Genomic DNA, 22,386 nt, shown 5'->3' on the forward strand with positions numbered 1-22,386 from the left:
GAGCCGATTCACGTCGCGCCGGCAATCCCGACCTCGTTGCGTGACCCTGCCTGGCCCCGTCGCCACGCCGCCGGTGGCGCGCCGAACTCACGACGAAAAGCCCGGCTGAAGGCCGTGTCGGTCTGGTAACCCACCTCTTCGGCAATACGCAGCAGCGAACTGTTGCTGCTGCGTAACAGGTTGGCCGCCAGCAGCATTCGCCATTGCGTCAGGTATTGCATCGGCGAAATCCCCACCAGTTGCTGGAAGCGCTCGGCCAGCACCGACCTCGAGGTGCCGGCGGTGCGCGCCAGTTCTTCCAGGGTCCAGGTGTGACAGGGCTTTTTGTGCAGGGCGTTGAGCGCGGCGCCGACGATCCGGTCGCCCACGCCCGCCAGCCAGCCGGTACGGCCTTCGCCTTGCTGGTGCATGTACAGGCGCAGCACCTCGATGAACAGCACCTCGGCCAGCTTGGCCAGCACGCCTTCGCCGCCGGGGCGGGGCGAGCGGGCCTCGGCCAGCGCATAGCGCACCGAGGATTCCAGCCACTTGCCGGCATTGGAGCCGCGCACATTGACCCGCACGATGGTCGGCAGCCCGGTCAGCAACATGCCCGCCAGCCGTGTGTCGCACGCCAGATAGCCGCACACCAGGCGGCAGACCGTGCCGCCACCGCCGTAATTGAGCTGGCGCGGCCGGCGCGCGAGGATTTCGTCCAGGCGCGCGCTGGTGGCCGGTTTCAAGCCGGGCCCGGAACTCATGCGGTGGGCATCGCCCTGGGGAAACAGCACCACGTCGCCGGCCTTCAGCAGCAGGGGCGGTTCATCCCCGAGTTCGACGTAGCACTCGCCTTCGGTAATCAGGTGAAAGATCACCACCCGCTCGGCGTCAGGCTCCAGGAACGGCGCGGCGGTGTCGGCGCGGGGCGATTGATAGCACCAGGGCGCGCTGAACCGCGCATTGATAAAGATCGCACCGACCAGGCGGACGACGCGCAGGGTCTGGGACAGGGCGTCCATGACGGTTTTCCCCGATTTGGCGAAATGCCCTTGATTGTGAGCCTGTTACGCCTCCTGCGGAAACCGGCGGACGATCGGTCAGTCTTGAGCGACGATCGGGCAGGACGCTCCCGGCCCGCGGCGCGATAGTGGACGCACAGGGTCTGCCGGCCCTGTCCAACTAAAACAAGAATGAGAGGTTGTCATGCCCAAGTTCGTCATTGAACGCGAGATTCCAGGTGCTGGATCGCTGTCGGAACGGGATCTGAAAGCGGCTTCGCAAAAGTCCTGCCGGGCGTTGCGCGATTTGCCTCAGGTGCAATGGCAGCAGAGCTATGTCACCGGCGACAAGCTCTACTGCGTGTACATCGCCCCTGACGAAGAGGCGATCCGCGAACACGCAAGGCAAAGCGGTTTCCCCGCCAACAGCATTGCCCGCGTCACCACCATCATCGATCCCACCACGGCCGATTGAGCCCTCGACTCGCCACCCATAACGAAAACGGAGCGTTTCAATGAGTACCCCTATTGATCTTACTGCCTTGAAAAACCGTCAGATGGCCTCCTGGGCCAGCGGCGACTACGCCGTGATCGGCACCACCTTGCAACTGGTCGGCGAGCAACTGGCCGAAGCCTGCGACCTGTTGTGCGATGAACGCGTGCTGGATGTCGCCGCCGGTAACGGCAACGCCACGCTGGCGGCCGCGCGGCGTGGCGGTCGCGTGACGTCCACGGACTACGTGGCAGCATTGCTGGAGCGCGGCCAGGACCGCGCCCGGGCAGAACGCCTGGAGGTGGATTTCCAGGTGGCCGATGCCGAGGCACTGCCCTTTGCCGACGGCAGTTATGACCTGGTGTTGTCGACTTTCGGCGTGATGTTCGCCCCGGACCAGCCCAAGGCGGCTGCCGAACTGGCGCGGGTGTGCCGGCCCGGTGGACGCATCGGCCTGGCCAACTGGACACCGGAAGGTTTTGTCGGGCAGATGTTCAAGACCCTTGGCCGTCACCTGCCGCCACCACCGCCGGGGGCGCAGCCACCGTCGAACTGGGGCAGCGAGGCGTGGTTGCACACGCACTTCGATGAGCGCAATTTCCTGACCCAGGTGACCCGGCGGTTCTTCAACTTCCGCTATCGTTCGGCGGCGCATTTCATCGACACCTTCCGCACCTGGTATGGCCCGGTACACAAGGCCTTCGCCGCGCTGCCACCCGAGGCCGCCCAGGCCCTGGAAGCCGACCTGACCGAACTGATCAACCGCTCGAACCGTGCCGGTGATGCCTCGCTGGTGGTGCCGAGTGAGTATCTTGAGGTGGTGATTACGCGGCGTTGATGGGATTTATGTAGAGATCCACTGTGGGAGCGAGCCTGCTCGCGATAGCGGTGTGTCAGTCAAAGACAATGTCGACTGATTCATCGCTATCGCGAGCAGGCTCGCTCCCACAGGGGGCAGGGTAGGTGGTGACAGGTTTTACTGCAATTTCGCCCCACGCTCCTGGAGCAACTCCCGCAACACCGACCGGTGACAATGCGCCTCATCCTCGCAATAACAGCCCACCGCCATGGACGTCTGGTGGGACAGGGCGGCCAACAAATCGAGCAAGTGGCTGGCCGCAGGCTGTTTCATCTCGGCCTTGAACTTGCGCCGGAAATGATCCCACGCCTTGTAATCCTCGGCGGCCTGGGCCTCGGCCACCAGTTCCGGGCTGGGTGACAACAGCGGTTGCCACACGTCATAGAAATTCCGTCGGGCGAATTCGGTCTTCGGCACGCCCCGTGGCGGGCGGCGCACGGTGCCGATGCGCAGGCCTTCGTCGGGCGAGCGCGGCGAGCCCAGGCGCACGATATGGATCGGCATCTCAGCGGTGCCGCGCTTCGTCGAACCATTCCAGCGCCGTGCGCCAGATGCAGATGCCCAGGAAGTAGGCCGACATCAGCAGCCACAGGCCCATGACCAGTGGGTTGATCACCGGATGGTTGATCACCAGCGACAGGCTGCACAGCAACCAGATGGCGGTCACGGCGATGTTGATCGGCATGAACCGGCGCACGCGAAACGGGTGCAGGAACTTCATCCGGGTCACGGTCAGCAGGGCCAGGCCAATCACCGTGAGCAGGGTGATCCAGGGGGATGGCGCGATGATGTACAGACACAGCGCGACCACGTTCCAGGCGGCGGGGAAGCCCTGGAAGTAGTTGTCCTTGCTTTTCATGTTGACGTTGCAGAAGCAGAACAGCGACGACACCAGGATCAGCGACACGGTAAGCAGCAGCGTGTAGTCCGGCAACGGAATATAGCGATAGATGAACAGGGCGGGGATGAACACGTACGTCAGGTAGTCGATCACCAGGTCGAGGATCGACCCGTCGAAGCTGGGCAGCACCGACTGCACATTGACCTTGCGCGCCAGCGCGCCGTCCAGCCCGTCGACGATCAGGGCGACGCCCAGCCACAGCAGGCAGTTGGTCGGCTGGTTTTCCAGCAGGGCCAGGGTGGCGAGGAAGGCGGTGACCACGCCGGTGGCCGTGAAACCATGGGCGCCCCATGCTTTGAGCCTGGCGATGTGTAGGGTCGAAATCACGGGCGCGTTCTCCAGAAAATGAAACAAGCCAATCATCACCCTCGGCGTTCGAGGGCGGCGGCAAACCGGGTCGGGTTGCAGGTATCGACCGAAAATCCGTGAATAAGGTTCACCCTCAGTAAATCTTAGCTGGACCGCGAAAAAACACTGCGGATTAATCCGGGCGGGTCCTGCACGGGATATAAGGCGCTTTTTCACCGGCCAAACGGTGCTGGCGCATTGGCGCACGGGGTCTATCGTTGCCAGACGGAATGCTCCGTTCGATGAGGACGTCGTCATGAACACCAGCGATTTGCTCGAACAACTGCTGCGAGCCGGCCAGGGCTCGATGAACCGCCCCAGCGGCGGCGCAACCCAGGGTGGCATGGGCGGCGATCTGGGTGGTTTGCTCGGCGGCCTGTTGGGCGGTGGCGGTGGGGCTGGCAGTGCTGCTGGCGGTGGCCTGGGTGGCTTGCTCGGTGGGCTGCTCGGTGGCGGGTCCGGGCTGGGTGGTTCGCCCCAGGGACGTTCGGGCGGTGGCACCAATTACGCCGCCCTGGCCTCGCTGGGCATGATGGCTTTCCAGGCCTACCAGGCCTGGCAGCGCAGCCAGGCCGCCGCTGCACCACAACAGGCACTGCGCACCGCCGATCTGCTGGCCGGCCCGGAGGTCGAGAGCCACAGCCATGCGGTGCTGCGGGCATTGATTGCCGCCGCCAAGGCCGACGGGCGGATCGACGAGGCCGAAAAGCGCATGATCAGCACGGAAATCGGTCGTCACACCGATGACCCCGAGCTGCAGCAGTGGCTGGACGACGAAGTGGCCAAACCGCTGGATGCCCAGGAGGTGGCGCAATCGGCGACCGACCCGGCCATGGCTGCGGAAATGTACCTGGCCAGCGTCATGGTGGCCGGTGACCAGCAAGGCGCCGAGCGCGACTACCTGGATGAACTGGCGGCGGCATTGCAGATCGACCCGGATTTGCAGGTGCATCTGGAGCAGCAGGCGAGAGGGGCAGGCTAAGCCTCCATATAGAAGGTTGGCCCTGCTGCTTTTGTGGGAGCGAGCCTGCTCGCGATGGTGTGTCAGCCAACACACATGCCACTGATAAACCATCGCGAGCAGGCTCGCTCCCACAAAGGTCTCCGCTGATCCGAGTGTTTCAACACACCCGTCCATCCCCACATCCGCAAACCCGATTGAATTTTTGCCCCGGCGCATCGCTCTGCTGAGGTAGAGACGTTGTTCCAGCGTCCTGCCACCGGCCACAGACCGAGAGACGCGCCCATGACTGCCCTGACCCGTATCCAATCCGAGCAAGCCATCCCCCGCACCGGCGGCCTCAAACAGACCTACGAACAACTGCTGCTGGGTGACGACCCCGAGCAGCGTCGCGCACTCGGCCAGACGTTCCTCGAAGGCCAATTGCAGCAGGCTGCTGACCTGCCCGACGAATTGCCGCAGGACCTCTCCACCCTGCAGAGCTTCGTCGAACAGCATTGTACCGACGTGGCGAGCCAATACGCCGAGTACCTCGAAGCCCGCAAGCAAGGCGGGCCGCGCCAGTTTTTCTGCAATAAGGCGCATGCGCTGTTTTTCCTGCAAGCGGTCAGCCCGACCAAACTGGTGGACGGCGCCTGGTTGTACGGCTTGTTGCGGCACTGGCGCGACCCGCGTTTCGACGGGCTGATCTGCACTTATCTGGAAGAACTGGGCGATGGCAATCCGGCGCAGAACCACGTGCTGATCTATCGCAAGCTGCTGGCGGCGCACGGCCTGGACAGTGCGGCCATCCCGGATGAGTACTACCTGCAAGGCACCCTCCAACTGGCGTTGGGTGAGTGTGCCGAGCAGTTCCTGCCCGAAGTGATCGGCTACAACCTTGGCTACGAGCAACTACCGCTGCACTTGCTGATCAGTGCCTACGAACTGGCCGAACTGGGCATCGACCCGTACTACTTCACCCTGCACGTCACCATCGACAACGCCAGCACCGGGCATGCGCATAAAGCCGTGCAGTCGATGTTGCAGCTGCTGCCGATCGAGGGTGATCGCCAGGACTTCCTGCGTCGGGTGTCGCTGGGTTATCGGCTCAATGACCTGGGGCAGGGCAGTCGCGCGATTATCGAATCATTCGACCTGAATGCCGAAGTGATGAACATGCTCGAACGCAAGCGCCCCTTCGGCCAGCACATGCATTCCGATTACTGCCGTTTCGAAGGGCAGACGGTCAACCAATGGCTGGCCAGGCCTGAACAGTTGCCGGGCTTTCTCGCGGCGCTGGAAAACAAGGGCTGGATCAAGCGTCACCAGGACCCCCGGCAAAGCCGCTTCTGGCAATTGATCGACGGCGATGGCGCGGCTATGTTCGGGGTATTCAGCCCCTATGAGAAACAACTGCTGCACGACTGGATCGCTGGCGACTGGACACCTGCATGCCGGTCGCCAGCGGTTCGGTGGGGAAGCCACACCAGCGGCGAGCCTGTGGCGCACGTCGATGATCCGGATCTGAACCGCTTGCAAGCGGCACTGGAGGGGTTACCCGCCGGCGAGCAAATGCCGGTGTTGATGCCGTGGCTGTCGGCCCATCGTCACGCTCACCCCGCCGGGCTGATGGCCACCCGACGTTTCATCGAACTCAAAACCAGCCTGCGATAAGGAACGGCGCATGAATCATGAATCGACTCTGAGCCCTGCCGACCTCGCCCTGGTGCAACTGGGGCGCCGCTTGCAGGCTGACGGTTATCGCTTCATCACCCCCACGCCGTTGACGCATCAGCGGGTCAATGATCGAACCTTCGGCCAGAGCGCGCGCAACCTGCGTGAGGTGTTTGGCTGGTCACGGGCATTCCAGCCAGGCCTGCTGTCACCGGACGAAGAGCGGCAGTTGCAGCAGGCCGGCGTGCTTGAAGAGAGCAATGGCCACCTGAAAAGCCTGGTGCGCTGGTCGAGCCTGGACGATCTGCTGTTCGTGCATTCGGGGTTTCCCACCGAGGCAGCCGATTCGGTGTTCTTCGGGCCCGATACCTATCGTTTCGCCCAATTGATTCACAACCATCTGCAACAGTCGTTTACCCAGGTCAGGCGCGCCGTGGACATTGGCTGTGGCGCCGGGGTCGGGGCCATCGTGATTGCCCGGGCACGGCATGAAGCGCAGGTGCTGGCGGTCGACATCAACCCGGCGGCGTTGCGCATGACCGCGGTCAACGCGGCGCTGGCCGAAGTGAATAACGTGAGGGTCGAGGCCAGTGATGTGTTGCGGGATGTCGATGGCAGTTTCGACCTGATCGTCGCCAACCCGCCGTACATGGCCGACCCGGCCGGGCGCGCCTATCGCCATGGCGGCGGGGCGCTGGGCGCGCAATTGTCGGTGCGCATCGTCGAACAGGCGCTGAAGCGCCTTACCCCTGGCGGTTCCTTGGTGTTGTACACGGGCGTGGCCATGGTCGATGGCTGCGATCCGTTTCTCGATGCCCTGGCGCCTTATCTGGATTCCCTGCGCTTTGGCTGGACCTATCGGGAAATCGACCCCGATGTGTTCGGCGAAGAACTGCTGACCCCCGGTTACCAACGGGTCGAGCGCATCGCCGTGGTGGCGCTGATTGTCACGCGCATGGGCGCCGACACGGGCGGGATTCATCAATCCGTCGCAGGTGAGTGAGCCATGAACAAGAACCTGGATGACTACAACCGCATGCGCGACTTCTCGGCGACTTCGGAACCTGCCGCCAGGCGTTCGGGCAAAAAAGCTGCGCCCGCGCATGCCTTGCAGTTCTGCATCCAGAAACACGACGCCTCACGCCTGCACTATGACTTTCGCCTGGAGCTCGATGGTGCGCTGAAAAGCTGGGCGGTGCCCAAGGGGCCGTCGCTGGACCCCACGGTCAAGCGCCTGGCGGTGCATGTCGAGGATCATCCCATCGACTACGCCACGTTCGAGGGCAGTATTCCCGAAGGCCATTATGGCGCCGGTGACGTGATCGTCTGGGACCGTGGTGTGTGGATTCCCCAGGAAGACCCGGCCCAGGCCTACGCCAAGGGCAAGCTCAAGTTCGAATTGCAGGGCGAGAAGCTCGCCGGATTGTGGAACCTGGTGCGCACGCACATGCCGGGCAAGCAGGAGCAATGGTTTCTGATCAAGCACCAGGACAGCGCGGCCAAGCCTGAAAGCGACTACGACGTGGTCGCCGCCGAGCCGGACAGCGTCCTCAGCGACCGTACGATTGTGCCGAAGAAGGCCAGGACGGCGACCCAATCCAAGCCGGTCAAAAAGCCGGCGCGCGCCGCCCCCGCAAAAAAACCGTCGGCGCAGCTGACCGGCGCGCACAAGGCGAAACTGCCGGACACCCTCAAGCCGGAGCTAGCGACACTGGTCGAAAAGGCACCAGACGGCGAGTGGAGTTACGAAATCAAGTTCGACGGCTACCGAATCATGGCGCGCCTTGACCATGGCGAGGTCAAGCTGTTTACCCGTAACGGCCACGACTGGACGCACAAACTGCCCGCGCAAGCACGGGCGCTGGCTGCGTTGCAGCTGGAGTCAGCGTGGCTTGACGGTGAGATGGTGGTCACCAACGAGCAAGGTGTGCCGGATTTTCAGGCGTTGCAGAACGCTTTCGACAGCGCCCGTAGCGAAGTCATCCTTTATTACCTGTTCGACATGCCGTACCTCAATGGTGTGGATCTTCGCGAGGTGCCGGTCGAAGAGCGTCGCATGGCGTTGGCGACGGTGCTTAAACCGAGCGACGACCCGATACTGCGTTTTTCCGACGCGTTTTCCGAAGCGCCCGACGCCTTGCTCAACAGTGCCTGCCAAATGCAGATGGAAGGGCTGATCGGCAAACGGCTGGGTTCGCCCTACGTGTCCCGCCGCAGCAGCGACTGGATAAAGCTCAAGTGCAAGCATCGGCAGGAGTTCGTGGTGGTCGGTTATACCGATCCCAAAGGCGCGCGTAGCGGTTTCGGCGCGCTGTTGCTGGGGTTGCATGACAAGGACAGTGGGCAACTGCGGTATGCGGGCAAGGTGGGCACCGGGTTTAATGAAGCCACGTTGATGCGTATTTATGGGCAGCTCAAGCCGTTGCAGGCCAAAAAGGCCTCGGTGGTCAATCCGCCGAGCGGTTTCGATGCCAAGGGCGTGCACTGGCTCAAACCCACCTTGCTGGCCGAAGTCGCCTTTGCGGAAATGACCAAGGAGGGCTCGGTGCGCCACGCCGTCTTCCATGGCCTGCGCAACGACAAGCCGGCCAAGGCGATTACCGAGGAGCGCGCTGCCGTGGTGACCAAGACTGCCAAACCCAAGCCGGTCGCCGGCAAGAAGGCGACCGCCGCGAAAAAGGTGGCGGAAAAAGCCACCCCGGCGCCGTCCCAACTGGGTCTGGAGCAGGGCAAGGTGCGCATTACCCACCCCGAACGGGTGATTGATGCCAGCAGCGGCACCACCAAGGTGCAACTGGCGGAGTATTACGCCAGCGTCGCTGAATGGATCCTGCCGGAATTGAAAGACCGTCCGGTGGCATTGGTGCGCGCGCCGGACGGAATTGCCGGCGAACTGTTTTTCCAGAAAAACGCTGAGCATCTGGCCATTCCCGACATCAAGGTGCTGGACAAGGCACTGACCGGGCAGCCGATGATGATCATCAACAACGCGGAAGCGCTGATCGGCGCCGTGCAGATGAGCACGGTGGAGCTGCACACCTGGAACGCCACCTCGGCCAGCCTCGAAAAACCCGACCGCTTTGTCCTCGACCTCGACCCCGATCCGGCGCTGCCGTGGAAAAGCATGGTCGAGGCGACTCAGCTGACCCTGTCGGTGCTCGACGAACTGGGGCTCAAGGCGTTCCTGAAAACCAGCGGCGGCAAGGGCATCCACCTGGTCGTGCCACTGACCCGCAAACTGGGCTGGGATGAGGTGAAGGATTTCAGCCACGCCATTGTCAGCCACATCGCCAAATTACTGCCGGAGCGCTTTTCCGCCGTGTCGGGGCCGAAGAACCGGGTCGGGCGAATCTTCATCGACTACCTGCGCAACGGTCTTGGCGCCACCACCATCTGTGCCTACGCCGCCCGGACCCGCGAAGGCATGCCGGTGTCGGTGCCGATCTTTCGCGAAGAAGTGGCCGAGCTCAAGGGGGGCAATCAGTGGACCATTCATACCGTACAGGAGCGCCTGGCCGAAGTGGGCAACGAGCCTTGGGCTGACATGAAGAAAACCCGTCAGGCCATCACCGCCGACATGCGCCGGCGGGTCGGGATGAAGAAGTAGCGGCTCAAGTCTCAACCAAAACAACTGTGGGAGCGAGCCTGCTCGCGATGCGTAGTGTCAGACGAAGCTGCACCGCCTGGCACGCCGCATCGCGAGCAGGTCGAATCGTCGCACCGTCGCTCCCACAGTTGTTCCTTGTGTTCTCACAAGATGGTTTCAGGCATCGCGCAACAGGTCATTGGCGTTCAGCAACGCGTAGGCGATTTCCGGCCGCTTCTCCAGGCCGCGACGGATGGCGGTGGGGATCGCCTGGCGGGTCTTGCGACACAGGCCCGGCAGTTCGTCGATGGTGATGGCGATGCCGCGCATGGTGCGCACCTCGTTGAAACCGGGAGCGACCTCCACTCGAATACCCAGCTGCTGGTACATCTTTTGCTGCATGCCCTCCAGGTCGCTCAGGCTCTTGAGGTTTTCCAGGCGCTCGATCAGGCGCTTTTCCTCGCTGCGCGTCAAAAACAGGATGCGCAGGTCGGCGCCTGGCGTCTCCAGCAGGGGTTCACGCTCGCAGATGCAGGCACCGGGCGGACAAGGTTGGCGTATCGGCAGAGAGTTCGTCATGGGCTCCATCATAGAGCGCCCTGCGACAGTTTGCCCATAGTGGCGCAGGCCACGGTTTTACCCGTCTGGACGCCTTCGGGTCGGGGCGCAAAACAGCACTTTCGAATCAATTCATAGGCATAGCGCAGGTATCGGCAAATGTCCTTTAAAGTCGAGATTTTGACGTCATTCGCGCTGGATTTTTATTTTTCACCGTTGAGGTGACGGGCCATTGACGTAATGGCGATGTGCTTATAGTCTGCTGAAAAACCGGTCAAGATTTCCTTCACCCGACAACAGAAATATCCGCTCAGCAGGGAGGCGGTTCATGCGCAAATCACTCGTCTTTAAATGCGTTTTGTTGTCGGTGCTCTCTAATGGTGCAGCAGTGGTGAGCGCGCAGGCGAGCAATTTGGCCTATGAAATTAGTCGCATAGGCGGCTCCTGTGAAGAAGCCGCGCCGCAACGGGGCACGGCGGTCGAGGAACAGAGTGGCGCACCTTTCACCCTGGGTGTCAGCTCGGCAATCCCGGCGGGCGCCAACGAAACCAACTTGGCCGCTAACACTAAACAGCAGTTCAATATTCTTGTTGAATCTGCAGCCAAAGTGAGCGCTTCCGTCAATACTTCCTCCTGCGACGGATTAATGGCGCAACTTGCCCAGGGTAAATTTCTGGCAAATTCCGATACTCCGACTAAGGTGTTGAGTGCTGGCACCGAAGTCTTTACCAATCAACCGATTGCAGTCTCCTTGCCGGCCGCGGCGTGGTTGTTTTCGTCTGCATTGTTTGGTTTCGTAATGGTCGCCAATCGCCGCAAGGTTTAGCGGTAATGGGTGCGCATGCGCTGGTAGAACAATAATTAGTTGATATCAATTTGATGTGCTGATGATGGCACTCAAGTTGACGGGTTATATAGTGGGTGTTTGGCGATGTAGTTGCTGAATGACGGGTACTTATTATTAAAGTGCTACTAATTTGGCGGGTATGCATCGGGGGTAATATGTTTGACTGCACGTTGTTGTTAAATAAGAAACTTCCTTCGCAAAAGCCTGCCCGTCAGGGGATTTTTACGCCGGCGCGCCAGACACCGGTCGCCGCCAGGCGCAAGCAATCCCGTGGTGAGCAATTTCTCGATGTGCGCAGGGGTGAGCGTGATTTGCTCCCCGTTTTATGCAAAGCTTCTTACATGGCTATCTAGGCGGAGGGACCCCGATGTCACGTTTCTTGCTACCCGTATTTTGTGCGCTGGCTGTTCTGCCCAGCGTTTCCAGTGCCGCTGAAAATAACGCCTACCATTTGAACCAGGGCGATCGAATCGCGATTTCCGTCTGGGGCGAAGACAAGCTCAAGGAAGAAGTCACCGTGCTTCCCGATGGCAGCATCACTTTCCCGCTGACAGGCAAGGTCGATGTCCTGGGGCTGGACTCCACCGCCGTCGAAGAGCGGCTGGCCGCCAAGCTCGAGAAGTTCATACCCGATCCGCAGGTCAGCGTGGTCGTCACCGGCACTGCGGGCAACATCGTCTACGTGCAAGGCAAGGTGCTCAAGCCTGGCACCGTGCCGATGGTGGGCCCGACCACCGTGCTGCAAGCGTTGAGCCTCACCGGTGGCTTGGACAAATTCGCCGACAAGGGTGAAATCAAGGTGGTCCGGAACAAGGGGGGCGCGCAGCAGATCCTTCCGGTGAACTACAGCGACCTGATGTCCGGACGTGACATGTCTACCAACATCCAATTGCAGGCCGGCGATACGCTGGTCGTGCCATAGCCTTGCGCCAAGTATTGGGTGTGACCTTGATGGCGCTGAGAACAACCGGAGTAGCCACGGCAATCTTTGTCCTGCCGTGCTCCGGTGTGGCCTACGCTGCGACCTGGCAGTCGGCGATCACCGTGCCCACGATGGTCGAATACGACAGCAACCCGACGTTGGCTACCAGCAACGAAAAGGGGGTGACGCGCTACATCCTTGCGCCGGACGCCATCCTCATCGGGACAGCCGATCAGGATGAATTCCAGTTCGGTCTTGGCGTGTATGCCGTGCGTTCCTCGGACACGGACATCGTGACCGACCGCGAGGACCCGCGACTCAAGCTGGGTTGGCAGCGCGAGACCGAAACCGGCGCTTTCGGCCTCACGGCCCGGTATGAGGAAAGCTCCACGTTGTCCTCGACCGTCCAGGAAACCGGCGTGGTGGTGCCCGATGGCACACAGAAAATGACCTCGCTGGAAGGCAACTGGCGCTCGGCCCTGAGCGAACGCGGCACCCTGACCAACGACATCGAGTACCGCCATGTCACCTACGACATCGACTCGCTGACCAACTACGACGAGCTGTCGAACCGCCTGGGCTATACCTATGCCTGGAGCGAACGCATGGAGCTGTTCACCCGTCTGGGCGTGAAACGCTACAAGCCTGATTCCGGCTCGACCCTGGCGGAGTCCTCGAACAGCTACACCCCGGACGTCGGCGTGAACTACCAGTTCTCCGAAGAGTTGCGCGGTACGGTGTATGTCGGGGTCAACGAAGAGTCCAATGCCGACAGCGGGCCGAGTGCCCAGGGCGGCATGTCGCTGAACTTCAGCGGCGAGCGGGTGGATGCGGGCATCGACGCCAGTCGCAACACCATCGCCAGCGGCGATGGCGGTTTCGTCGAAGTGGACAGCGTGAGCGGTATCTGGAGCTACGCGATAGACGAGACCCGGCGCGCAGGTGTGGCGGCATCCTGGCAGGATTCCAAGGGGCAGACGCCTAACACCCTGTACAACTACAGCGCCTGGTTCAGTCAGGAACTCTCGCCTTTTTGGATGGCGCGCCTATCCTACACATACAAAGAACGCCAGCAAGATGGCTTGCCGGATGCTACCGCAAATGTCGTCGGGTTGACGCTGACTTATAGCTACCCCGGTTTCTGAAATTCCGTAGTGTGAGAAATATGGCCTCTGAATACGAAATGTCGGTCAACGACTACCTGGCTATCGCCAAGCACCATGCCTTGCTGATCATCCTCAGTGGCGCGGCCATCCTTGGCGTGTGCCTGGCGGTCGCGCTTTCTCTGCCGCCGACCTATGAGTCGTCCGGCACGATCCTGGTCGAGTCGCAGCAGATTGCGACGGACCTGGTGGGGCCCAACAACAACTCCTTCGCCGATGAGCGCATCGAGGTCATTCGCCAGCGCGTGATGACCCGTGAGCACCTGGAAGGGATCATCGACAAATACAATCTTTTCTCGTCGCAGAGCCGGCAACTGAGCCTCAGCGAAAAGATCGAGGAAATGCGCAACGCCATCACCATCTCCCTGGTCAGCGCCGACGTGAAAGGGCGGGGCGAGGTGACGATTGCGTTCCGGCTGGGCTTTGAGCACCGCCAACCGGAAATCGCCAACAAGGTGGCCAACGAACTGGTCACGCTGTTTCTTGACGAAAACATCAAGCAACGCACCGAACGCGCCAGTGAAACGACGGAATTCCTGACCCAGGAAGCGGACAAGCTGCGCGTCGAGCTCGAAACCCTGGAAAACCGCCTGGCGGACTTCAAGCAAGCGCACAGCAATGCGCTGCCCGAGCACCAGGAACTGCGCATGAATATGCTGACGCGCGCCGAAACCGAGCTCAAGGAAGTCGACCGCGACTACAAGTCCGTTCGGGAAGAAATGCGTTTCAACGATCTGGAGCTCTCCGCCGCCAACTCTGGCCAGTCGACCAAGCCAGGCCTGGCCGGCGCCGCTGCCGACAAGCCGCAGGACCTGGGCAGCCTCAAAGCCGAATACGCCCGTCTGATGTCGCTGTACACCGAAGCCCACCCCGACGTCCGTGCGGTCAAGCGCAAGATTGCCGCCCTTGAGGCCCAGGGTTCCTCCGGTTCAACGCTGCCGGCCAACCTGGATGTCGCCAAGGCCCAGGCCCGGATCGCCGCTTCTGAGGCACGGATGCAGTCGCTTGCGGATCAAAAGCAGCAGATCCTCAAAAAGATCTCCACCTACGAAGCGCAGATTCTCGAGACGCCGCAAGTCGAGCGTGGCCTGGTCACGCTGATGCGCGACCACGAAAACGCGCGCAAGAAATACGAGGAAATCCGCACCAAGGAAATGAGTGCGAAGATCTCCGAAAGCCTTGAGCAGGAAAACAAGGCCGAGCGCTTCGTGCTCCTGGAATCGCCGCTGATGCCGGAAAAACCGATCAAGCCCAACCGCAAGAAAGTGGTCGCCATGGGCCTGGTCCTGGCTCCGGTGGGCGCGGGCGCCCTGGTCATGCTGCTGGAACTGATCAACCCGCGTGTGCGTGGTGCCGAAGCACTGGCCAGCGTGCTGGGCAAACGGGTACTGGTCTCGATTCCCTATATTCACACCCGAGCGGAACTGGCACGCCGCAAGCAATGGCGAGTGCGCCTGGTCATCATAGGGCTCGTGATCTTCACGATCTTCCTGGTGCTCGTGCACTTCCTCTACATGCCCCTGGATCTTTTGATGATCAAAGCTCTGGGCCGGTTTGCATAAGGAAAGACAGCGATGGACATTCTCAAACCCGATGCCGACAAGGCCGAGCAACCGGCCTCCTCGAAGGCCATGACACCGACCGGTTCGGGGCTCAATGCACTCAGTTATGTACAGACACGGGTGGTGCCGCTGCGGTATGACCACCTGGAGCGCAACCGTATTGTCGCTTACAACAAGAACTCCAGCATGGGCGGGGCCTTTGACCTGCTGCGTACTCAGGTCCTGAAGACCATGGACGAAAATGGCTGGCGCACGCTGGCCATTACCTCGCCGACCCCGGAAGCGGGCAAGACGGTGCTGGCGATCAACCTGGCCATGAGTATCGCCCACCACACCACCAAGACCGCCTTGCTGGTGGACTTCGACCTGCGTCGGCCGAAGGTGGGCAGTTGCCTGGGCCTGTCGATGGAAAAATCGCTCAATGAGCTGCTCAGTGATGAGGCTGAGTTGCAGGACGTGCTGGTCAACCCGACATTGCCGCGTTTCGTGGTATTGCCGACACGTGAGCCGATTCCGCTGTCCACCGAGGTGCTGTCTTCGCCGCAAGTCAGCAACCTGATCGTCGACCTGCGCGAACGCTATGACTCGCGCATCGTGATTTTCGACTTGCCGCCGATCCTCAGTTCGGACGATGTGATCACCGTCCTGCCGAAATTCGACTGCGTGCTGCTGGTCGTGGCCAACGGCATGAACAGCAACAAGGAAATCGAGGAAAGCCTGCACCACCTGGACGGTGCCAATATCGTCGGTACGGTGTTGAACAAGGCCGAACCGCAAAACCGCACCTACTACTGACGTGCTGCTTCTCGGCGCTGGGCGTGACGGCGCAGCGCCGAGACACCTACTGCCAGGGGTGTTTCTGTTCCCACGCCCAGGCGTGCCTCACGATCTGCTCAAGTGAAGCGAACTGCGCTCGCCAGCCCAGAATCGCCTGGGCCCTTGTCGGGTCAGCGACCAGGCGCGGTGGGTCACCGGCGCGGCGCGGCGCCTCACTGACGCGGATCTCCTTGCCTGTCACCCGACGCGCCGTGTCGATCACTTGCTGCACCGAGAAACCCTGACCGTTGCCGAGGTTGAACGCCGTGCTCTCGCCGTCGTCCAGCAGGTAATCCACGGCCAGGGCGTGGGCAGCCACCAGGTCGCTGACGTGCACGTAGTCGCGGATGCAGGTGCCATCAGGGGTGTCGTAGTCGCGGCCATAGATGGTGATGGATTCGCGCCGCCCCGAGGCCGCCTGCAGGATCAGGGGCAGCAGGTGGGTTTCCGGTTCGTGGCGCTCGCCCAACTCGCCGTCCGGGTCCGCACCGGCGGCGTTGAAGTAGCGCAGGCAGACCGATTTGAGCCCGTAGGCACGATCGAAATCTTCCAGCATCTGCTCGACCATCCATTTGCTGCGCCCGTACGGGTTGATCGCGGCTTTCGGATGATCTTCGTCGATAGGCACGTACACCGGGTCACCGTAGACGGCGGCGGTCGAAGAAAAGATGAAGCGTTTGACGTCGGCCCGGATCATGGCTTGCAGCAGGGTCAGGGTGGCGGCCAGGTTGTTCTGGTAGTACTTGGCCGGCTCGCTGACGGATTCGCCCACCTGTATGAACGAGGCGAAATGGAATACTGCGTCAAACGCATGCGCGGCGAACAGCCGGTCGAGGGCCTGTGCGTCGGCGATGTCCAGCTCCACCAGCGTCGCGCCCATCAGGGCGCTGCGGTAGCCCGTGGAAAAGTTATCGGCCACCACCAGCTCGTGGCCGGCGCGTCGCAACTGTTTGACCATGTGCGAGCCGATGTAGCCTGCGCCGCCAACCACCAGAAAATTCATCCTGCCCTCCTGGGCGAGTGTTGCTGTGTAAACGCGGATTGTGCCATCAACGCGCGGTATTTTTCCTTAAAAACAGCCAGTTGGCGGTCTGCAACCCATCGAGCTTGATGGTGTAGCGGCCATCCGCATAGGTGGCGGGCAGCTTTTTCTGCTGTGCCAGGATGCCCTGCGTGAACAGGGTCAGGCCCGGCGGCGCCTGAATCGTCAGCGTGCCGGCCAGGGGCTCGACGAAGTAGGGCGGTCTTTCCTCGTCATTGGGCAGGGCGCGTGCGCCGAGGGAGATCATCAGGTCTTCGGACTGACCCAGCGGCGTGTCATTCAGGCTTTGCACCACCACGCTGGCGTTGGCGGTCTTCGCATTGACCTGAATGTTGCCGAGACTGATCGACTCGCCGCCGATCCAGCCGGTTGCCGCCTGGGTGCGCGGTGTGTCGATGGTGTAGACGCCGCGTTTCCAGTTGCGCTTGAGCTCACCGGAGTCGGACGTGGATTCGCTGGCATTGGCCTCCAGCAGCGACTGGTCGGGATCGTGGAACACCTGGGTCTTGCCCGTCGTCGCGCCGGTTTGCAACCAGGGCAATGCGGGCGTCTGCGGCATGGCGATCTGTAACTTGCCCTTTTCCATGGCGGTGCGCAGCAGGGCCGATGTGCTCGGGGTAATGGCCTGGCCGAACAGGGTGTCCGGGGTAGGCGCGAACACATAAGTGGTCTTCGCCTCGCTGACGTCGCCACGTCGGAACAGCAGCGCGGCTGCAGGGAAGGTGGACAGCGGCGCAGGGTCGTTATAGAGGTTCCAGTTGCCGGTGGTTCGCCAGCCGTCGGAGAGCCCTTCCTGGCTGTAGGCGTATTGCATCAGCGCGTCCCAGCCCTGATAGCTGGCCGTGCCGGCGATGAACAGCGGTACCCCGTGACGATCGGGGGTAGGGAAGGGCTCGCTGTTCCACTCGGTGACGGTCACCGGTTTGCCTGTGACCTGGCCTGCGCCGATCCAGTTGGTGATGCCGGCGCTGGACAGCGGGTTTTTCTCCAGTTGGCCGAGGCCGCCATAGCTGTGTACGTCGATGATGTCGCCGGACGTCAATGCGGGCAACGACAGCAGGCCGTCGCCGCCCCAACTGTTGGTCGTGGCGATGGGCACCTTCACACCCAGATCGCGCAGGTGCTTGATCATGTCGACGTTGAAGCTGCGCTCCAGATCATTGAGAAACATTTTCGAGGCGCCGAATTCCCAGGCGCGCCAGGTCTGGTTCGCCGACAGGTTGTGCTGCCGGGCGAACGCTTCGGCCTCGGCCATGTAGACCTTGCTGTGCTTGGGCACGTCTTTGTCGCCCAGCAGGGCATTGCCAAAGTGGTTGGTGATGTCGTTTTCGTTGGTGATCAACACGGCGGCAATCGCCGGTTCATCCTTGTACGCCAGGCCGGTGTAGCTGTTGACGTGGTTCAGGTAGGCCGCGGCAAAACGCTTCATCGCTTGCTGGATGGTGATGTTGACGTAGTTGTAGCCTTTGAGCCCGGCGTTGCCATGCTCATCCTTGGGCAGCTCATCGAAGCCGTAGATGTTGTCCTTGGCGGTGAAGGCCCGTTCGACGTGCAGGTCGAGCCAGACATAAATGCCTTCGTCCTTGAGGCTCTTGATCCACAGGTCGATTTTTTTCAGCGAATCCGGGCTCGGTTGCAGGGTATTGGCATTGGGCGCCGGGCCAAAGATGTTCGGGCTGACCCAGGGCGAGTCGTGGTGGTGCAGGCGTACCAGGTTGACGCCCAGGCCGGACAGGCGTTTGGCCTGCTTTTTGATGTCTTCGTCCGGGGTACTGAACAGCGCGTAGGCCGATACGTTGGTGCCCCAGAAGCGCGCCGGGGTGTTGTCGGCGAACACCAGTCGCTCGCCGGCGGCCTTGACGAAGCCGCGCTTGCCGGCGGGTTTTTCGTTGGCATTGAGGAACGACAGATCGACCGGCGAGGTTCGCCAGTCGAGTTTGTCCGTCGGCCAGGTTTTCGGGTCCACCAGGCCGAAGCGCTCGCCGGTGGTGGGGCCGAGGTTCACATCACCGGACACGCTCAGGGTCGCCTTGAAGTTCTGCCGGCCGGGCTTGATCGCGTCCTTGTAGAAAAATGCACGGATCTCCGAGCCGTCGCCCGGTTCGATGAACACCCTGGCCAGGGCCGGTTCGAAGCGCATCTCGATGCGTCGGCCCTGGGCATCGCCCCACGCCCAGCCCTTGTTGCCGGGCAGCAATTGCGGCTGGCCCATGGCGCCCTGGAACAGGGCCGGGTCGAAATTGAACACGAAGCCGCCACCGATGACGTTCGGCTTGGCGCTGCGCGCTTCTACCGAGACGTCCCAGGTCAGTTGCTGCTCGCCGGGTTTCTGGATGTTGGCCGTCAGGTCGAAGTCCAGCGTCTGGTTCTGCCCGACCAGGGTGTAGCTGTACGGGCCCTTGGTCGTGAATTTGGTGGGAAAGGCGGTCCAGCCATAGTCGGCCTCGAAAAACACGAACGAAGACGCCAGGGCCGGGCTGCCGCCCTGCGTCAGGGCGGGCAGGCCGCTTTTTTCATCGACATTGGCCACCCAGTCGGACGCCCAGGCGTGCAGCGGCAGGATCACGACAGACAAGACAACCGGGAGCAGCAGACGTGTGCGGCGGACAATGTTGAGCATGGGGTTACCGGAGTTGGAGGTGGGCACTGGCCGCCACGGCTGGCGAGGTGTGTTTGAGATTGCGCGCCATGCGCACATAGGCAACGCCCAGCCCGGCGACCGACCAGTACACCACCGGGATGATCGTGATGCTGCTGACGGTGAAGATGGTCACGAGGATGCCGACCAGTGTCGCGAACAATGCCCGCCCGAGCCTTCGGGCCTCATCGTCCTTGTCGGGGAACGAGCGCATGGTCTTGCGGATGCCCAGCAGTACGGCGGCGAAAAAGGCCACGAACACCGCCAGGCCGATCAAGCCATAGGACAGGGCCACACCGATGTAGGTGTTGACGATATCAATGATGCCTTCGCCCTGGATCATCGCCTGCATTTCCGGCGCCTTGCGATAATCGAAGGTGCCCAGCAGCGGGTTGCGCTGGATCACCAGGATCGAGTTGTCGATCAGGCGCTGGCGGTAGGTGATGTTTTCCACCTCGACGTTGCCGACGAACGGCAGCAGGTCGAGCACCTTCTGCCCGCCCGGCACGACGGTCAGCACGGGGAGGGCGAGTATGCCGGCGAACGCCAGCAGCATGATGCGCTTGACCACCTTCTGGCCGGTGGCGATGTACACCAGCAACATGGCGGCGGCGCCGATCCACGGGCCCCGCGACAGCGGCGCGAACAGCCCGCCGGCCAGCAGCAGGGCGCCAAGCCGGCGTTGCATCTTGCTGCGCACGCCTTCCTGCAGATACAGGTAAAAGCCGATGGCCGTGCTGATCACCAGCCCCAACGCGATGGCCTGGCCGGTGGTCACGCTGGCACGCAGCAAGCCGCCGCGGCTCAGGTAACTGGACATTTCCCACTGCATGCCCATGGCGCCGATCAGTGCGCTGTACAGCAGCCAGCCGCGGGCGAACTCGAAGAAGCCGATCAGCGCCATCACCATCGCCGCGAGGACGAAGCCCAGCAGGGCGTCCTTGAAGTCGCTGAGGTTCTTCAGCGCCCGGCTGGCGACGTAGTACGGCAGGAACACATCGGTGAACTGGTAGAGCGTCTGGCGCAGGGTATCGGTGACCGTGGTTTCGCGCAGCAGGAGCAGGCTGGTCAGCACCAGGTAGGCGGCGAGGAATTTATCCGGCCAGGTACGCCCGAATCCCTGGGTGTCGGCTTGCCGGCGCAGCGAGAAAAACGCCGGCAGCAGCACGCACAGCGACAGCAGCCGGACATAGTTGAGGTCGAAAAAGTAGTTCATCAGGCCGAAGCCTGGAATGCGCGCCTGCGCCGGCGGCACCAGGAACGCCAGGATGAAGAACAGCGCGACGGGGTTGTGTTCGCGTTTTCGGGCGATGGTCAGGAGGATCGTGGTCACGGCCACATAGATCCAGAAACTGTGCGAGACGAAGGCCAGGATGGTCAGCACGAACCACAGGTTGCGCCGACGGCTGAAGTCGTGGGCAGGGATCAGGTCGCTGGCGGGCCGGCGTGCCATGAAAAAAACCACGCCGGCAAGAACGAGAATGACGACTAACGCGCGAAAGTGCTCAGGCATGGAGAGTCAGGCTTACCAATGGGTGAATGACAGATACTAGTAGAATGGCAAAGTGCGACTATAGTACGTTTTTGAGTAGTTGAGTCCGGGGTTGTTCTGATGCCACCAGCTGATATCTCGCCATCGTTGAGCCTTCGCAGGCGAGCCATATTTGCCGGGGCATGGAATCTTGGTGCGCTGATCACCTCCCAGGCCATCCGGCTGGGCGGCAATCTCATTATGGCCCGCCTGTTGATGCCGGAAATGTTTGGCATCATGGTCATCGCCACCACCGTGTCGGTGGTGCTGCACCTGCTGTCCGATGTCGGCTTTCGCCAGAACATCATCCAGAGCCCGCGAGGCGACGATCCGGCCTTCCTCAATACCGTGTGGACGGTGCAGATCATCCGCGGCTTCATTCTGTTCGCCTTCACCCTGCTGATCGCCGGCTGTTCGTGGTTCACCCAGCTTCTGCACCTGTGGCCGGATCAGTCCACCTACGCCGCGCCGCAATTGCCCCTGGTGCTGGCCGTCACCGGTTTTTCCGCGATCATCTACGGCTTCCAGTCGACCAAGGTCGATGTGGCCGTGCGCGACTTCCAGCAGAAGAAGGTCGTGCTCGCCGAATTCATCTCGCAACTGGCCGGCCTGCTGACCATGTTGGTGATCGGCTATTTCACCCGGTCGATCTGGGCGCTGGTCGGCTCCGGGCTGGTTGCCGCGCTGGCGATGACCTTGCTCGGGCACTTCTGGTTTCCCGGGGTGCGCAACCGCCTGCACTGGGACCGTGCCGCGCTCCAGGAAGTGGTGGTCTTCGGTCGCTGGATGCTGTTGTCATCGGCGGTGGGCGTGCTGGCCATGAACGGCGACCGCATCTGGTTCGGCGGCAGCATGTCGGCCAATGAACTGGGGGTGTTTTCCATTGCCGTGCTGATTCTCGGTGCCTTGCAACTGGGCATGGCGCGCTTGCTCGGGGCCGTGGCGCTGCCGGCGTTCAGTGAGGCGGCGCGAGTCAACGACAAGGAGCGCTTGCACCTTTTGTATGACCGCTTCAAATTGCTCTTCGATGGGGTCTCGCTATTCATCTGCGGGCTGTTCTGGGTCATCAGCCCGCTGCTCATCAGCATTTTGTACGATGAACGCTACGCCGAAGCCGGCCACATGCTGGCGATTCTTTCATTGTCGTTTTTCACCTGGCGCTTTGCCGTGGCGCATCAGGTCTGGCTGGCGTTGGGGCTGACCAAATACCAGGCCATGGACAACATCATCCGTGCCGTTTCGTTGTGGGTGCTGCTGCCACTGTTGCTGGCCATCGGCGGCGTGCATTATGCGATCTGGGGGGTTGCCCTGCATGCGTTGCCGACGGTGTTCCTGGTGGTGTACGTCAATCGCAAGGTGGGGTTGTTCGATCTCAAGCGTGAACTGGTGGTGCTGCCCCTGGCGTTGGTAGGCGTCGTCTGCGGGGAAGTGGTGCTGGAGATTGCCGGCTGGTTTTGACTGGGTCGTCGGGGAGCCTTGAATCATGCACGAACCTGATTTGAATACGTCTGCAATGGATCGCAGGG

Annotated in this window: 19 protein-coding genes; 12 read left to right on the forward strand and 7 right to left on the reverse strand. The window is 61.8% G+C overall.

Going from position 1 to position 22,386, the window contains the following annotated elements; all coding sequences use genetic code 11:
• Positions 1–8 precede the first annotated feature (8 nt).
• On the reverse strand, positions 9–998 hold the full coding sequence (locus ABVN20_RS03400) for an AraC family transcriptional regulator (protein WP_368554083.1): 990 nt from the start codon (positions 996–998) through the stop codon (positions 9–11).
• A gap of 184 nt (positions 999–1,182) precedes the next feature.
• Between ABVN20_RS03400 and ABVN20_RS03405 the strand changes: the two genes are divergently transcribed.
• Together ABVN20_RS03405 and ABVN20_RS03410 are read left to right on the forward strand one after the other, a co-directional pair.
• On the forward strand, positions 1,183–1,452 hold the full coding sequence (locus tag ABVN20_RS03405) for a DUF4242 domain-containing protein (protein WP_368554084.1): 270 nt from the start codon (positions 1,183–1,185) through the stop codon (positions 1,450–1,452).
• Between the two features lie 40 nt (positions 1,453–1,492).
• The gene (locus tag ABVN20_RS03410) at positions 1,493–2,308 is read left to right on the forward strand and encodes a class I SAM-dependent methyltransferase (protein WP_368554085.1); all 816 of its coding nucleotides are present in this window, start codon (positions 1,493–1,495) and stop codon (positions 2,306–2,308) included.
• Between the two features lie 138 nt (positions 2,309–2,446).
• Here the strand turns inward: ABVN20_RS03410 and ABVN20_RS03415 are convergent, their stop codons facing one another.
• Positions 2,447–2,833 (reverse strand): DUF488 domain-containing protein, encoded by a 387-nt coding sequence (locus ABVN20_RS03415; protein ID WP_368554086.1) that lies wholly within the window; start codon positions 2,831–2,833, stop codon positions 2,447–2,449.
• Position 2,834: 1 nt separating this feature from the next.
• Complete coding sequence (gene pcsA / locus ABVN20_RS03420) at positions 2,835–3,557, reverse strand: phosphatidylcholine synthase (protein ID WP_368554087.1); 723 nt, start codon at positions 3,555–3,557, stop codon at positions 2,835–2,837.
• A gap of 277 nt (positions 3,558–3,834) precedes the next feature.
• Between pcsA and ABVN20_RS03425 the strand changes: the two genes are divergently transcribed.
• The 4 genes from ABVN20_RS03425 to ligD all read left to right on the forward strand — a co-directional run bounded on the left by ABVN20_RS03425 (position 3,835) and on the right by ligD (position 9,802).
• Positions 3,835–4,560 carry a tellurite resistance TerB family protein gene (locus tag ABVN20_RS03425; RefSeq protein ID WP_368554088.1) on the forward strand — a complete coding sequence of 242 codons (726 nt, stop codon included), beginning with the start codon at positions 3,835–3,837 and terminating at the stop codon, positions 4,558–4,560.
• A gap of 264 nt (positions 4,561–4,824) precedes the next feature.
• Positions 4,825–6,195 (forward strand): iron-containing redox enzyme family protein, encoded by a 1,371-nt coding sequence (locus ABVN20_RS03430; protein ID WP_368554089.1) that lies wholly within the window; start codon positions 4,825–4,827, stop codon positions 6,193–6,195.
• 10 nt (positions 6,196–6,205) lie between these two features.
• On the forward strand, positions 6,206–7,198 hold the full coding sequence (locus ABVN20_RS03435; RefSeq protein WP_368554090.1) for a methyltransferase: 993 nt from the start codon (positions 6,206–6,208) through the stop codon (positions 7,196–7,198).
• Positions 7,199–7,201: 3 nt separating this feature from the next.
• Positions 7,202–9,802, forward strand: a complete 2,601-nt coding sequence (ligD, locus tag ABVN20_RS03440; RefSeq protein ID WP_368554091.1) for a DNA ligase D — start codon at positions 7,202–7,204, stop codon at positions 9,800–9,802.
• A 156-nt stretch (positions 9,803–9,958) separates the two neighbouring features.
• On the opposite strand, the gene ABVN20_RS03445 is transcribed toward ligD, so the two are convergent.
• The gene (locus ABVN20_RS03445) at positions 9,959–10,360 is read right to left on the reverse strand and encodes a hypothetical protein (protein WP_368554092.1); all 402 of its coding nucleotides are present in this window, start codon (positions 10,358–10,360) and stop codon (positions 9,959–9,961) included.
• Positions 10,361–10,667: 307 nt separating this feature from the next.
• Here ABVN20_RS03445 and ABVN20_RS03450 point away from each other — a divergent pair, with 307 nt between their 5' ends.
• The 5 genes from ABVN20_RS03450 (at position 10,668) to ABVN20_RS03470 (ending at position 15,628) form a co-directional block, all read left to right on the forward strand.
• Positions 10,668–11,165, forward strand: coding sequence for a hypothetical protein (locus ABVN20_RS03450; RefSeq protein ID WP_368554093.1), 498 nt, complete (start codon positions 10,668–10,670; stop codon positions 11,163–11,165).
• A 388-nt stretch (positions 11,166–11,553) separates the two neighbouring features.
• On the forward strand, positions 11,554–12,108 hold the full coding sequence (locus ABVN20_RS03455; RefSeq protein WP_368554094.1) for a polysaccharide biosynthesis/export family protein: 555 nt from the start codon (positions 11,554–11,556) through the stop codon (positions 12,106–12,108).
• A gap of 26 nt (positions 12,109–12,134) precedes the next feature.
• Positions 12,135–13,253 carry a hypothetical protein gene (locus ABVN20_RS03460; protein ID WP_368554556.1) on the forward strand — a complete coding sequence of 373 codons (1,119 nt, stop codon included), beginning with the start codon at positions 12,135–12,137 and terminating at the stop codon, positions 13,251–13,253.
• Positions 13,254–13,273: 20 nt separating this feature from the next.
• A complete protein-coding gene (locus ABVN20_RS03465) occupies positions 13,274–14,833 on the forward strand; it encodes a GumC family protein (protein ID WP_368554095.1) in 1,560 nt (519 codons plus the stop codon).
• Positions 14,834–14,845: 12 nt separating this feature from the next.
• Positions 14,846–15,628, forward strand: coding sequence for a CpsD/CapB family tyrosine-protein kinase (locus ABVN20_RS03470; RefSeq protein WP_368554096.1), 783 nt, complete (start codon positions 14,846–14,848; stop codon positions 15,626–15,628).
• A 46-nt stretch (positions 15,629–15,674) separates the two neighbouring features.
• On the opposite strand, the gene galE is transcribed toward ABVN20_RS03470, so the two are convergent.
• Genes galE through ABVN20_RS03485 form a run of 3 tightly spaced genes read right to left on the reverse strand, consistent with a single transcriptional unit; the run spans position 15,675 to position 20,842 of the window.
• Positions 15,675–16,652, reverse strand: coding sequence for a UDP-glucose 4-epimerase GalE (gene galE / locus ABVN20_RS03475; RefSeq protein ID WP_368554097.1), 978 nt, complete (start codon positions 16,650–16,652; stop codon positions 15,675–15,677).
• 46 nt (positions 16,653–16,698) lie between these two features.
• Complete coding sequence (locus tag ABVN20_RS03480; protein WP_368554098.1) at positions 16,699–19,311, reverse strand: glycosyl hydrolase family 5; 2,613 nt, start codon at positions 19,309–19,311, stop codon at positions 16,699–16,701.
• A gap of 4 nt (positions 19,312–19,315) precedes the next feature.
• Entirely contained in the window at positions 19,316–20,842 is a 1,527-nt protein-coding gene (locus tag ABVN20_RS03485; RefSeq protein WP_368554099.1) for an O-antigen ligase family protein, read from the reverse strand.
• A gap of 99 nt (positions 20,843–20,941) precedes the next feature.
• On the opposite strand from ABVN20_RS03485, the gene ABVN20_RS03490 reads away from it, so the two are divergent.
• Positions 20,942–22,318 carry an oligosaccharide flippase family protein gene (locus tag ABVN20_RS03490; RefSeq protein WP_368554100.1) on the forward strand — a complete coding sequence of 459 codons (1,377 nt, stop codon included), beginning with the start codon at positions 20,942–20,944 and terminating at the stop codon, positions 22,316–22,318.
• Positions 22,319–22,386: the final 68 nt, after the last annotated feature.

The sequence above is a fragment of the Pseudomonas sp. MYb118 genome, from assembly GCF_040947875.1.
Taxonomy (GTDB): domain Bacteria; phylum Pseudomonadota; class Gammaproteobacteria; order Pseudomonadales; family Pseudomonadaceae; genus Aquipseudomonas.

Coding starts and splice junctions, on each gene's coding strand:
- ABVN20_RS03400 (WP_368554083.1), bottom strand. CDS start 998: ATGGACGCCCTGTCCCAGACCCTGCGCGTCGTCCGCCTGGTCGGTGCG.
- ABVN20_RS03405 (WP_368554084.1), top strand. CDS start 1,183: ATGCCCAAGTTCGTCATTGAACGCGAGATTCCAGGTGCTGGATCGCTG.
- ABVN20_RS03410 (WP_368554085.1), top strand. CDS start 1,493: ATGAGTACCCCTATTGATCTTACTGCCTTGAAAAACCGTCAGATGGCC.
- ABVN20_RS03415 (WP_368554086.1), bottom strand. CDS start 2,833: ATGCCGATCCATATCGTGCGCCTGGGCTCGCCGCGCTCGCCCGACGAA.
- ABVN20_RS03425 (WP_368554088.1), top strand. CDS start 3,835: ATGAACACCAGCGATTTGCTCGAACAACTGCTGCGAGCCGGCCAGGGC.
- ABVN20_RS03430 (WP_368554089.1), top strand. CDS start 4,825: ATGACTGCCCTGACCCGTATCCAATCCGAGCAAGCCATCCCCCGCACC.
- ABVN20_RS03435 (WP_368554090.1), top strand. CDS start 6,206: ATGAATCATGAATCGACTCTGAGCCCTGCCGACCTCGCCCTGGTGCAA.
- ligD (WP_368554091.1), top strand. CDS start 7,202: ATGAACAAGAACCTGGATGACTACAACCGCATGCGCGACTTCTCGGCG.
- ABVN20_RS03445 (WP_368554092.1), bottom strand. CDS start 10,360: ATGACGAACTCTCTGCCGATACGCCAACCTTGTCCGCCCGGTGCCTGC.
- ABVN20_RS03450 (WP_368554093.1), top strand. CDS start 10,668: ATGCGCAAATCACTCGTCTTTAAATGCGTTTTGTTGTCGGTGCTCTCT.
- ABVN20_RS03455 (WP_368554094.1), top strand. CDS start 11,554: ATGTCACGTTTCTTGCTACCCGTATTTTGTGCGCTGGCTGTTCTGCCC.
- ABVN20_RS03465 (WP_368554095.1), top strand. CDS start 13,274: ATGGCCTCTGAATACGAAATGTCGGTCAACGACTACCTGGCTATCGCC.
- ABVN20_RS03470 (WP_368554096.1), top strand. CDS start 14,846: ATGGACATTCTCAAACCCGATGCCGACAAGGCCGAGCAACCGGCCTCC.
- galE (WP_368554097.1), bottom strand. CDS start 16,652: ATGAATTTTCTGGTGGTTGGCGGCGCAGGCTACATCGGCTCGCACATG.
- ABVN20_RS03480 (WP_368554098.1), bottom strand. CDS start 19,311: ATGCTCAACATTGTCCGCCGCACACGTCTGCTGCTCCCGGTTGTCTTG.
- ABVN20_RS03485 (WP_368554099.1), bottom strand. CDS start 20,842: ATGCCTGAGCACTTTCGCGCGTTAGTCGTCATTCTCGTTCTTGCCGGC.
- ABVN20_RS03490 (WP_368554100.1), top strand. CDS start 20,942: ATGCCACCAGCTGATATCTCGCCATCGTTGAGCCTTCGCAGGCGAGCC.